Source organism: Streptosporangium album, from assembly GCF_014203795.1.
Lineage (GTDB): Bacteria > Actinomycetota > Actinomycetes > Streptosporangiales > Streptosporangiaceae > Streptosporangium > Streptosporangium album.
This window is the reverse complement of the sequence record NZ_JACHJU010000001.1, coordinates 1301468-1313450: the sequence shown is the minus strand read 5'-3', so window position 1 is coordinate 1313450 and position 11983 is coordinate 1301468. Positions and strand designations below refer to the sequence as shown.

The following is an 11983-nucleotide window of genomic DNA, read 5'->3' as shown; positions in this document are numbered from 1 at the left end:
TCAGGGAATGGTGAGCGGCGTGAGGTGGAATTCGGATGTTTTCACGCGATTGATGAAGGCTTTCCATTCGACGAGGTCGAAGTAGAGGATGGGGCCGGATGGATCCTTGCTGTCACGGACGGCATGGGTGGCGTCCTGCTTGTGCACCGGCCTGTAGGAGGCGTTCTCGAGCGAGGCGACCTCGACGCAGTCGCCGCCGTTGCTGCCGCTGAGGCTCGATTTCCGCCATGCGAGATCGTTCAGGTCCATCTCTCCTCTGCCATTCTCTAGATAGTGGTCGTTGACATGTCGAGCGGTGATGTCTTGACGCGGATGACCTCGAACGGCCAGACCGTTTACGTGACCGCCGACATGTCGCCGGCGGTGAAGTCCGTGAAGGGCCGTGCCTGAATACGCTACCTCGGTAATCATTTCAAAGCGGCGGAAAATCTCATCTCCTTGAGAGCGATGTAGCGATCCGCACCAATCCGCTCATCTCGATGGCAGCCGTCCCCGGACGTGGACGCCCTCCGGGAAGCCCGCGGCGGCGGCATCGCCGCCTCGCCGCGGGGTTCTCGTCCGGGCTACCGCCGCTCGCTGATCACCCCGCAGGCGATGCGGGCGCCGGAGTCGCCGGTCTTGAGCGTCTCGGCGTCCGGGCCGGTCGTGCCCTTGACGCTGTAGCGCCTGGGGATGTTGGCCTGGTTGTCCGGCCGGGCGTGGATGACGATCGACGTGCCGTTTCCGGAGAGGAGTTGCCGCACCTGGAAGCGGTCGGTCACGGCGGAGGCGCCGGACCTGTGGTCCGGCGCCTCCGCCGTGCGGTTCCTTCGAGGAGGGTCAGTTACCGCGCTTGGCCCGGGCGGCGGAGCGGCCACGGGCCGAGGCGTCCAGGACGACCTTGCGGATGCGCACGTGCTCCGGGGTGATCTCCACGCACTCGTCCTCGCGGATGAACTCCAGCGCCTGCTCCAGCGAGAGCTGGCGCGGCGGGATCAGGGTCTCCGTCACGTCCGCCGTGGAGGAGCGCATGTTGGTGAGCTTCTTCTCCTTGGTGATGTTCACGTCCATGTCGTCGGAGCGCGAGTTCTCGCCGACGATCATGCCCTCGTAGACCTCGGTGGTCGGTGAGACGAACAGGATGCCGCGCTCCTGCAGGTTCGTCATCGCGAAGGCGGTGACCGGACCGGAGCGGTCGGCCACCAGCGAGCCGTTGTTACGGGTGCGCAGCTCGCCGAACCACGGCTCGTAGGCGTCGAAGACGTGGTGCACCAGGCCGGTGCCCCGGGTCTCGGTCAGGAACTCGGTCCGGAAGCCGATCAGGCCACGGGCCGGGACCACGAACTCCATCCGGATCCAGCCGGTGCCGTGGTTGGTCATGTGCTCCATGCGGCCCTTGCGGACGGCCAGGAGCTGGGTGATCGCCCCGAGGTATTCCTCCGGGGAGTCGATGGTCACGCGCTCGACGGGCTCGTGCACCTTGCCGTCGATGGTCTTGGTGACCACCTGCGGCTTGCCGACGGTCAGCTCGTAGCCCTCGCGTCGCATCTGCTCGACCAGGATGGCGAGCGCCAGCTCACCACGGCCCTGCACCTCCCAGGCGTCGGGACGGTCGGTCGGCAGGACCCGCAGCGACACGTTGCCGACGAGCTCCTTGTCGAGCCGGTCCTTGACCATGCGGGCGGTGACCTTGGAGCCCTTGACCTTGCCGACCAGCGGCGAGGTGTTGGTGCCGATGGTCATCGAGATCGCCGGCTCGTCCACCGTGATCAGCGGCAGCGGCCGCGGGTCGTCGGGGTCGGCCAGGGTCTCACCGATCATGATGTCCGGGATGCCGGCGATCGCGATGATGTCGCCGGGGCCCGCCTGCTCGGCCGGCTTGCGCTCCAGGGCCTCGGTCATCAGCAGCTCGGTGATCTTCACCCGCTGGATGGTGCCGTCGGTGCGGCACCAGGCGACCTGCTGGCCCTTCTTGATGGTGCCCTGGTGGACGCGGCAGAGCGCGATCCGGCCCAGGTAGGAGGAGGCGTCCAGGTTGGTGACGTGCGCCTGCAGCGACGCGGTCGGGTCGTAGACCGGAGCCGGGATCGTCTCCTTGATGACCTGGAACAGCGGCTCCAGGTCCTCGGAGTCGGGCATCCCCGCGTCGTCGGGACGGTTCAGCGAGGCGCGGCCGGCCTTGGCCGAGGCGTAGACGATCGGGAAGTCGATCTGCTCCTCGGTGGCGTCCAGGTCCATGAAGAGCTCGTAGACCTCGTCCACGACCTCCTTGATCCGGGCGTCGGGGCGGTCCACCTTGTTGATGCACAGGATGACCGGCATCTTGGCGGCGAACGCCTTGCGCAGGACGAACCGGGTCTGCGGCAGCGGGCCCTCGGAGGCGTCCACCAGCAGCACGACGCCGTCGACCATGGACAGGCCGCGCTCGACCTCGCCGCCGAAGTCGGCGTGTCCCGGGGTGTCGATGATGTTGAGGGTCATGTCGCCGTGCTTGACGGCGGTGTTCTTCGCGAGAATGGTGATGCCCTTCTCGCGCTCCAGGTCGTTGGAGTCCATGACGCGGTCATCTACGTCCTGGTTGGCCCGGAATGCTCCGGACTGCCAGAGCATGGCATCCACGAGAGTGGTCTTGCCGTGGTCGACGTGCGCGATGATCGCGATGTTCCGCAGGTCGTCGCGGCTGTTCAAAGGCATGATGGAGTCTCACTCTGTGATCGTGGAGGCTGGCCGCGGACGATGCGGCCCTACCATTTTAGTTGATCCGCGCAATCACCAGGACATCTTGAGGCCGCCCCCGCACCCAGGGTGGGGTCGTGGGCCTCGTGGACACCCTCTCGTCGCGCGATCCGCGCGTTCGCGTGGAGCGGAACTTCCGGAGGACGCTTCCGTCGCCTGACGTACGGGCCGTCTCCGATCTACCGAGAGTCCCACAGTCCGAGGGCTCCGCGACCGTGAACGGCCGGTTTCCCGCCCGGCGGCCCGGACGCCCCCGTTCCCGGAGGCCGCGGTGACCGGATTCCCGGTCGCGTCCCGGGGGCGGACGGCGACCGGACGGTGACCGCCCTAAGCTCGGACCATGCCTCTGGCCCCATCGTTCTCCGCCATGTTCACGACCGAGGACAACGTCCGGATCGACGCCGCGCACACCCCGCCGCGCAGGGCGGGTGACCTGGGGATCGTGCTGGCGCACGGGTTCACCGGATCGCTGCGGGAGCGCTCCACGCGGCGGATCACCCACGTGCTCAGCGGGTTCGGCGGAGTGATCTCGTTCGACTTCCGGGGACACGGCCGCTCCGCGGGGGAGTCGACCGTGGGAGACCTGGAGATCCTCGATCTGGACGCGGCGGTACAGCACGCGCGGACGATCGGCTACGCCCGGGTCGCCGTCGTCGGGTTCTCGATGGGCGCGGCGGTGGCCGTACGGCACGCGGGATGGCACGGGCAGGCCGGGGGGCCGGGTGAGAACGGCCGTCTGCGGGGCGGGCCGGACGCCGTGGTGGCGGTCAGCGCGCCCGCACGGTGGTACTACCGGGGGACCCGGCCGATGCGCCAGGTGCACTGGGCTATCGAGCAGCCGCTGGGCCGCTGGGCCGCGCGGGTGGGCAAGAGGACGCGGATCAGGAAGGGCGTGTGGGATCCGGTGCCGCCGGCGCCCTACGAGGCGGCCGCGCACATCGCGCCCACACCGCTGCTGGTCGTGCACGGGGACGCGGACGGCTTCTTCCCGCTCGACCACGCCTACCAGATCTACGAGGCCGCCCGGGAGCCGAAGGAGCTGTGGGTCGAACCCGGGTACGGCCACGCGGAGTCGGCGGCCACACCGGGGCTGATCCGCCGCATCGGGGGGTGGGTGAGTGCCAACTCCTGACCTCCTGATCGCCAGGAAGTGTTTACCCACGGCGATCAGGGGTGACGAGGGAGGTGTCGAGACAAGGGGTGGTGGTGCGCATGCGCAGCGTTTATGTGGCGGGTCTCGGGCGCGGGGACGGCAGGCAGATCGTCGAACTCGGCCTGACGGAGCTGCTCACCCGTCACGCGGGCCGGGTCGGGGTGTTCCGGCCGATCACCGGTGCCGGGGACGACCGCACGCTCGAACTGCTCAACGCCCGATACCGCCTGGCGGCCTCGGCGATCGGGGTCACGGCCGAGGACGCCGCGGAGATCTACGCGCGGCAGGGCGCCGAGGAGCTCGTCGCCCAGTTGGTCGCCCGGTTCCACACACTGGAGCGGGAGTGTGACGCGCTGCTCGTGCTGGGCAGCTCCTTCGACACCGACGAGCTCCCGCGCGAGCTGGCCTTCAACGCCCGCCTGGCCGCCGAGTTCGGCGCCCCGGTGATCGTGGTGGTGGGGGCGTACGGCGAGCAGGCCGCCGAGATCGCGATGGAGATGCGCACCGGCCACCAGGTCTTCTCGGACCTGGGCAGCACGGTGCTGGCGGTGATCGCCAACCGGGCGCCGCAGGGGACGGCCGTCGAGCTCGACCTGCCGGTGCCCTGGTATGTCATCCCCGAGAACCCCGTGCTGTCGGCGCCGACCGTCGGCCAGGTGATGCGGTCCGTGAACGGCAAGCAGATCCAGGGGGACGAGGAGGGGCTGCGCAGGGACGTGCTCGGATTCGTGTTCGGCGGGGCCACGCTCCCGGTGTTCCTGGAACACCTGACCGACGGCGCCCTGGTGATCACTCCGGGCGACCGGGCGGACCTGCTGCTCGTCTCGGTGGCGGCCGAGGCGGCCGGTACGGCGCGGCCGTCCGGTGTGGTGCTGACGCTGGGGGAGGAGCCCACGGAGGCCGTCAGGGCGCTCACCGCCCGCCTGGCCCCCGGCATGCCGGTGCTGTCGGCAGCCTCGGACAGCTTCACCGTGGCCACCACCCTGGGCGGGCTGGAGGGACGGCTGACCGCCGACAACCCGCGCAAGGCCGAGACGGCCCTCGGCCACTTCGAGGCGCACGTGGACACCGCCGGCCTGACCGACCGGATCGAGCTGGCCCGCTCCGACCGGGTCACCCCGATGATGTTCGAGCACACCCTGCTGGAGCGGGCGCGCTCCTCCCCGCGGCACATCGTGCTGCCGGAGGGCGAGGAGGACCGGATCCTGCGGGCCGCCGACATCCTCCTGCGGCGGGGCATCGTGGACCTCACCGTGCTGGGCAGGGAGGAGGTGGTCCGCCGGCGGATCGCCGACCTCGGCCTCGACCTGTCCGGCGTGACCGTCGTCGACCCGCTGACCTCTCCGCTGCGCGAGACCTTCGCCCGGAAGTACTTCGCGCTGCGGGAGCACAAGGGCATGACCATCGAACGGGCCAGGGACGTGGTCACCGACGCCAACTTCTTCGGCACGATGATGCTGCACTGCGGGACCGTCCACGGCATGGTCTCCGGCGCCGCGCACACCACCGCCGCGACGATCCTGCCCGCGTTCCAGGTCATCAAGACGGTCCCGGGCACCTCGATCGTCTCCTCGGTGTTCTTCATGTGCCTGGCCGACCGGGTGCTCGTCTACGGCGGCTGCGCGATCAACCCCGACCCCGACGCCGAGCAGCTCGCCGACATCGCCGTCTCCTCCGCCCGCACCGCGGAGCGGTTCGGCATCGAACCACGGGTCGCGATGCTGTCGTACTCCACCGGCCACTCGGGCAGCGGCGCCGACGTGGACAAGGTCCGCGACGCCACCGCCCTGGTCATGGACCGGGCGCCGGACCTGCTGGTCGAGGGGCCCATCCAGTACGACGCGGCGGTGGACGCCAGGGTCGCCGCCGCCAAGCTGCCCGGCTCCAAGGTCGCGGGCCGGGCGACCGTGCTGATCTTCCCGGACCTCAACACCGGTAACAACACCTACAAGGCCGTGCAGCGCTCCGCCGGGGCCGTGGCGATCGGGCCCGTCCTGCAGGGGCTCCGCAAACCGGTCAACGACCTGTCACGGGGCGCGCTGGTCACCGACATCGTGAGCACCGTAGCCATCACCGCCATCCAGGCCCAGGAGGTCGCCCGATGAACCGGCGGTCAGCGACGGGCGGTGCCGGAGGACGGCGTCCACCAGAGCGTCCGGGAGGTTCGGAGGGTGAGGCGCGGTGAGTCGCGTGCTGGTGCTCAACAGCGGATCGTCTTCGGTGAAATACCGCCTCCTGTCCGGTGACGAGCGGCTGGCGTCCGGGATGGTCGAGCGGATCGGCGAGGCCGGCTCCCCGGTGGCCGACCACGGGGCGGCGTTGAAGGCCGTCGCGGCCGAGCTCGCCGACAGGGGCTTCGGGCTCGACTCTCCCGAGCTGACCGCGATCGGGCACCGGGTGGTGCACGGCGGCAAGACCTTCACCGAGCCCACGCTGATCACCGACGAGGTGATCAAAAAGATCGAGGAGCTCGTCCCGCTCGCGCCCCTGCACAACCCGGCCAACCTGGCGGGCATCGAGATCGCCCGGCGGCTCCGTCCCGACCTGCCGCAGGTGGCGGTCTTCGACACCGCCTTCCACTCCACGATCTCCCCGGCCGCCGCGACCTACGCGATCGACCGCCAGGTGGCCGAGCGGCTGAGCATCCGCCGCTACGGCTTCCACGGCACCTCGCACGCCTACGTCTCCCGCGAGGCCGCGCTCGCCGTGGGCAGGCCGCTGGGCAACGTGATCGTGCTGCACCTCGGCAACGGGGCGAGTGCCTCCGCCGTGTCGGCCGGGCGGTGCCTGGACACCTCCATGGGCATGACCCCGCTGGAGGGGCTCGTCATGGGCACCCGTAGCGGCGACCTGGACCCGGCGGTGGTGCTCTATCTGGGGCGGACGGGCGGGATGTCGCTGGATGAGATCGACACGCTGCTCAACCGGCGCGGCGGCATGCTGGGCCTCTGCGGAGACAACGACATGCGCGTGGTGGAGAAGCGGCTGGCCGCCGGGGACCCCGACGCCCGGCTCGCCTTCTCGGTCTACTGCCACCAGCTGCGCAAATACATCGGCGCCTACTACGCCGTGCTCGGCACGGTGGATGTGATCGCGTTCACCGGAGGTGTGGGAGAGAACTCGTCGCTGGTCAGGGAGACCGCACTGGCCGGACTGGAGGCGCTGGGCATCGCCGTGGACCCGGTGCGCAACCGGCGCGGGGACCGGCTGATCTCCACCGGCGACGCGGCCGTGAAGGTCGCGGTGATCCCCACGGACGAGGAGCTGGAAATCGCCCACCAAACTCTTGAGGTTATTTCGCGAACTAATCGCGGATAAATGGCGTCTACCTACAGCGGATGGATGAAATCCGCCGGGAGAAGTCCACGGGCCGCGAACCATCGCGTAGCGGTGTTCGTGGGACATACTTCAAGTAGTCAGGCGGTGGCCCAGCGTCGCGGGGGCGTGGTGGGCCATCCGTCCGTCGTCGTGCTTGTACGGCTCGGCCGAGCCGTACAAGCACGACGGGAGGGTCCTCAGCCCAGACGGGCGATCGACTTGTACTCCAGGTAGGCCGACAGCCCCTCGGGGCCGAGCTCGCGGCCGAGGCCGCTGCCCTTGAAGCCGCCGAACGGGGAGCTGTTCTCGACCATCAGGAGATTGATGCCGTAGGAGCCGGTGCGCACCTGACGGGCGATGTCCATGCCGTGGTCGGTGTCGGCGGTCCACACCGTCCCGTGCAGGCCGTAGTCGCTGTCGTTGGCGATCCGGACCGCGTCGGCCTCGTCCTCGTAGGGGATCACGGTCAGGACCGGGCCGAAGATCTCCTCACGCGCGATGCGCATCTCGTTGGTGGCTCCCGCGAAGACGGTCGGGGCGACGTACCAGCCCCGGTCATGGGGGCGCTCCAGGCCTCCGACGACAGGCTTGGCGCCCTCGTCGATGCCGATCTTGATGTAGCCCTCGACGCGTTCCTGCTGCCGTTTGGCGACGAGCGGGCCGATGCCGGTCGCCGGGTCGGCGGGGTCGCCGACCGGCATGCCCCTGACCATCCCCGCGACCGCGTCCACGACTTCGTCGTAGCGGTTGCGCGAGGCCAGGATGCGGGTCTGGGCGACACACGCCTGGCCGTTGTTCATCAGCGAGGCGATCGACAGGAAGCCCATCGCCGAGGGCAGGTCGCAGTCGTCCAGGATGATCGCCGCCGACTTGCCGCCGAGCTCCAGGGTGCACCGCTTGAGCTGCTCGCCGCAGATCGCGGCGATGCGGCGGCCGGCCGCGGTGGAGCCGGTGAAGGCGACCTTGTCCACGCCGGGGTGGGAGACCAGGTGCTCGCCGGTCTCGCGTCCCGCGGCGACGATGTTGACGACACCCTCGGGGATGCCCGCCTCCTTGACCATCTCGGCCAGGAGATAGGCGTCGAGCGGGGTCTCGGGTGCGGGCTTCACCACGGCCGTGCAGCCCGCGACGAGGGCCGGAGCCAGCTTGATCATGATGACGAACTGGGGGACGTTCCACGGGACCACGGCGGCGACCACGCCGACCGGCTCACGGCGGACGGTCACCGGACCGAAGGTGCCCGGCCGCTCCTCCTCGACGGGGAACGTCTTCCCGAGCTCGGCGTAGTACTGCAGCATCCCGAGTGGCTGAGGGGTCTGGGCCATGTGGGAGAAGGTGATCGGGGAGCCCATCTCCAGCGTGATGATCTCCGCCATCTCGGGCTGCCGGGCCGCGTAGATCTCGGCGAGCCTGCCGACGACGGCGGCGCGCTCGGCCATCGTCATCCGGGGCCAGGGGCCGTGGTCGAACGCCTGGCGCGCGGCGGCCACCGCGCGGTCCATGTCGGCGGGCGTCCCGTCGGGGACGCGGCCGATGACCTCCTCGGTGTGGGGCGAGACGACGTCGATGGTCCCGGTGCCCGCGGGGGCCACCCAGTCGCCCCCGATGAACAGCGTGTCGTGCTGGCGCATGATGCGTTGCCTCCTGGTGGGGGAGCTGGAGTGAGTATGTGAACCAATGCTTGCTTGGACAGTCTCGTACTCGCAGAAGGGCTTCACAAGGGCCGCCGCCGCTAAAACCGAATCATGTTCTGCCTATGGCGGCAAGAGAGGGACGCACCGCGTGACGATTCCGTTCGCGGCATTTGTCTAAGACTTCACAGACTGGTAGATAGTTCATCAAAGGTGCACGAGTTCCGCCGTTTCGGTGGCAGTCGTCAAGATCGTCTTCTATAGTTTCGCTCCGTCCATGAGGGGGCCTCGGAGGTGAGCGAAGCGTGAGATCGACTCGCTCGGCCACGCTGGGCGTCGTGCTCGCCCTGCTGCTCCTGACCCCGGTCATGGCCGGAGCCGCCGTCCAGCGCGCGGCCAAGCCCGATCCCGAGGCCGAGCTCCGCAAGCTCACCCGTGAGGCGAGCCAGCTCAACAAGGACTTCCGAGGCCAGGTGCAGAGCCTGGAGGAGACCCGGGTCCAGGCCAGCAAGGCCGCCACCAGCGCCAAGCGCCTGAAGGCGGCGCTGGCCACCGCGGAGGCCGACATCATCCGCTTCGCGCAGACCTCCTACATGAGCGGCTCCATGGACGACACCAACCTGCTGAGCTTCGACGGTGACGCCGGTCTCGTCCTCAGCCACGCGGCGACCATGTCCTACCTGGCCAACCAGCGTGCCGTCCAGCTCAACCGGATCCAGGGACTGATCAAGAAAGCCAAAGCCGCGGAGAAGTCCGCCGAGGCGAAGGTCGTCAGCCTCAAGGACGACATCGCCAAGCTCAAGAAGGACCGGGTCCGGATCGAGGGGCTCCTGGCCAAGTACGGTTTCCAGACCCCCTCCGGCAGCGGCGGCCTGACCGCCCGCACGGTCGCCATGCGCAACCTGGTGCTGCAGACCTTCCCGATGCCCTACAGCTACGGTTGCCTGCGCCCCGGCGACCCGGGCGACCACGGCAGCGGCCGGGCCTGCGACTTCATGATGAGCAGCGGAGGCCGGCTCCCGACCACCGAGGCCAAGGAGCGCGGCGACCGCCTGGCCCAGTGGGCGATCACCAACGGCCCTCGGATCGGGGTCATGTACATCATCTGGCAGCAGCGCTACTACGACGTCCGGACCGGCGCCGGCTGGAAGATGATGTCCAACCGGGGCGGCAACACCGCCAACCACATGGACCACGTCCACATCTCGATGTTCTGACCCGCCAGACTCCTGACCTGCGGTGATCGTGTTACTCGCGGAGTTCGGGGCGCAGCCGGTCAACGAACGCTTCGTCAGAGACGGCAAGATCATAACCTCGGGCGGGGTGCTGGCCGGCATCGACATGGCGCTCTACCTCGCATCCTTGCTGGCGGGCGAGGATATGGCCATGGCGATCCAGCTCGGGTTGGAATACGCGCCGCAGCCACCGTTCAACGCAGGGACGCCAAGGACCGCTCCCGCAGAGATCACTGAGCTGGTGCGCTCCCTCCTGAGGGATGCCTGACCTCATAGGGGGTGGCGGTTTATCACGTGCAAGGCGTAGCTGGGCTTGATCCGGTTTGACGGACATCTGAGATCAGGGGTTCCTCCCCTTGGAGGAGCTCCCGGGTCGCGACGAGCCCGTCCATGTACGGCATGCGGACATCCATGAGCACGACGTCCGCGCCGGCGCCCACAGATACAGCCGGTCCGCACGGTCGCGGACATGCATCTCGAGCAGCTCGGACAGCGCGACGGCCTCGATGCGCCGGACCAGCGGGACGGACGCGACGAGAACCGGCGCGGGCAGGCAGGCGGCCCACAACGCAGCCATCGGACAGCCGTGGGATCCGGTGCGCTATCCGATCGTGTGGCTGACGACGCCGGTGTGGTCCCCGGTCCACACGTCATCGTCCTGGTGCAGCCAGGTCTGGGTCTCCTGCTCCTGACTCTCCTGGCCCGCACTGCTCGGCATGCCACCCATGCCGATCGGCATGCCGTTCATGCCGTTCATGCCCGCGGCGCGCGCGCTGGCAGGATTGACCGCTCCGCCCGCTCCGCCGCCTGTGCTGGTGCCACCGCCGCCCGTGGTGGTGGGGGAGGTCGTCGGTGTCACGGTGGTGGTCGGATCCTTGTGGGGGTTGGAGGTGGAGGTGTTCTGATACGGGTTGGCCGTGCTGTCCGGCCCGGTGGGTTGCGTGTACTCCGCGAGGTTGGTGGACCGCGAGTCGTCGGCGCCGGGACCCTTGGTGGGGTCGTTCACTCCGCCGGAGGGGTCGGTCAGGCCTTTCGTGGGGTCCGTCAGGCCCCCGGAGGGGTCGCCCGTCCCGTTGGAGGGATCGTTCGCCCCGCCGGAGGGGGCGGCACCGCCCGCACCCGATCCGTCAGCCCCCGGCGTCCCGTCCGGATACTTCTGCCCGGACGGCAGCCCCCCGGAGGGGTCCGAACTCCCGTCCCCGGGCTGGTTGCCCGCCCCGAAAGGATCGGAGTCGTTCCCTACGGTATGGGAGGCCGGACCCGCATAGTTGTTCCCCCCGTAGGGGGTGCTCCTGCTGTAGTGGTCGCCGGTGGGGTAGGGCGGCGTCTTGTAGTGGGGGTCGGGGGCGGTCGGCGGCTCGATCTTCGGCAGTTCCTTGCGCAGCGAGTCGGGGAGCAAGTTGTGCCACTTCTGGACCTCCGCGTTCAGCGCCTCGAGGTGCTTCTTGGCGAGGTCGTTCTGCGACCCCCACTTCACGCCGTCCTTGGTGTCGTAGAAGTCGTCCCAGTCGTCGTTGAAGGTGTAGGTGTTCTCGCTCCACGAGGGCGCGAACCCGCCCTCGCCGGTCTCCTTGTAGGCGGGCAGGGCCTTGCCGAGCGACTCCAGGGGGCGCCCCATCATGTTGCCCTTGTCCGAGAGTTCGCGGACCGTCGAGTGGATGTACCGCAGCGCGGTCTGGGCCTCGACCGAGGCTCTGTCGCCCCAGCAGTCGGCCATGGCCTTGCTGGCGTTCTCGACCGCGATCCGGCACTCGGCCAGCAGGGAACACGCGTCCAGATAGGCGTTCCCGGCCTTCTCGATCGCGGGGCCGTCCAGGCCCTCGATGATCTGCTTGACCCTGGCCACGGGCTGGTCGCCCTTGACGCTGAAGTCGCCGCAGACGGTCTTGATGAAGTGCGTCTTCTTGGAAATCTCCATGCCAGCACCCCTC

Annotated in this window: 11 protein-coding genes; 5 read left to right on the top strand and 6 right to left on the bottom strand. The window is 69.1% G+C overall.

The genetic code is table 11. The features are described from left to right. The 3 genes from FHR32_RS06220 to typA all read right to left on the bottom strand — a co-directional run bounded on the left by FHR32_RS06220 (position 1) and on the right by typA (position 2673). Positions 1 to 249, bottom strand: coding sequence for a DUF397 domain-containing protein (locus FHR32_RS06220; protein WP_184753413.1), 249 nt, complete (start codon positions 247 to 249; stop codon positions 1 to 3). 314 nt (positions 250 to 563) lie between these two features. Next, on the bottom strand, positions 564 to 857 hold the full coding sequence (locus FHR32_RS06215; protein WP_184753412.1) for a superoxide dismutase family protein: 294 nt from the start codon (positions 855 to 857) through the stop codon (positions 564 to 566). Further along, complete coding sequence (gene typA, locus FHR32_RS06210; protein ID WP_184753411.1) at positions 820 to 2673, bottom strand: translational GTPase TypA; 1854 nt, start codon at positions 2671 to 2673, stop codon at positions 820 to 822. The genes FHR32_RS06215 and typA overlap by 38 nt, the downstream gene beginning before the upstream one ends. A gap of 382 nt (positions 2674 to 3055) precedes the next feature. Between typA and FHR32_RS06205 the strand changes: the two genes are divergently transcribed. From FHR32_RS06205 to FHR32_RS06195, 3 genes are all read left to right on the top strand, one after another. Next, positions 3056 to 3847, top strand: a complete 792-nt coding sequence (locus FHR32_RS06205; RefSeq protein WP_184753410.1) for an alpha/beta hydrolase — start codon at positions 3056 to 3058, stop codon at positions 3845 to 3847. Positions 3848 to 3927: 80 nt separating this feature from the next. Then, a complete protein-coding gene (pta, locus tag FHR32_RS06200) occupies positions 3928 to 5973 on the top strand; it encodes a phosphate acetyltransferase (RefSeq protein WP_184753409.1) in 2046 nt (681 codons plus the stop codon). 76 nt (positions 5974 to 6049) lie between these two features. Continuing rightward, the gene (locus tag FHR32_RS06195) at positions 6050 to 7186 is read left to right on the top strand and encodes an acetate/propionate family kinase (RefSeq protein ID WP_184753408.1); all 1137 of its coding nucleotides are present in this window, start codon (positions 6050 to 6052) and stop codon (positions 7184 to 7186) included. A gap of 197 nt (positions 7187 to 7383) precedes the next feature. Here the strand turns inward: FHR32_RS06195 and FHR32_RS06190 are convergent, their stop codons facing one another. After that, positions 7384 to 8817, bottom strand: coding sequence for an aldehyde dehydrogenase (locus FHR32_RS06190; protein ID WP_184753407.1), 1434 nt, complete (start codon positions 8815 to 8817; stop codon positions 7384 to 7386). Positions 8818 to 9122: 305 nt separating this feature from the next. Between FHR32_RS06190 and FHR32_RS06185 the strand changes: the two genes are divergently transcribed. Both FHR32_RS06185 and FHR32_RS06180 read left to right on the top strand, forming a co-directional pair. Then, positions 9123 to 10034, top strand: coding sequence for a VldE C-terminal domain-containing protein (locus tag FHR32_RS06185; protein WP_184753406.1), 912 nt, complete (start codon positions 9123 to 9125; stop codon positions 10032 to 10034). Between the two features lie 22 nt (positions 10035 to 10056). After that, on the top strand, positions 10057 to 10320 hold the full coding sequence (locus tag FHR32_RS06180) for a type 1 glutamine amidotransferase family protein (RefSeq protein WP_184753405.1): 264 nt from the start codon (positions 10057 to 10059) through the stop codon (positions 10318 to 10320). A 72-nt stretch (positions 10321 to 10392) separates the two neighbouring features. Here FHR32_RS06180 and FHR32_RS06175 read toward each other — a convergent pair whose 3' ends face one another. Both FHR32_RS06175 and FHR32_RS06170 read right to left on the bottom strand, forming a co-directional pair. Continuing rightward, positions 10393 to 10629 carry a hypothetical protein gene (locus FHR32_RS06175; RefSeq protein WP_184753404.1) on the bottom strand — a complete coding sequence of 79 codons (237 nt, stop codon included), beginning with the start codon at positions 10627 to 10629 and terminating at the stop codon, positions 10393 to 10395. A 24-nt stretch (positions 10630 to 10653) separates the two neighbouring features. Next, entirely contained in the window at positions 10654 to 11970 is a 1317-nt protein-coding gene (locus FHR32_RS06170; protein WP_184753403.1) for a hypothetical protein, read from the bottom strand. Positions 11971 to 11983: the final 13 nt, after the last annotated feature.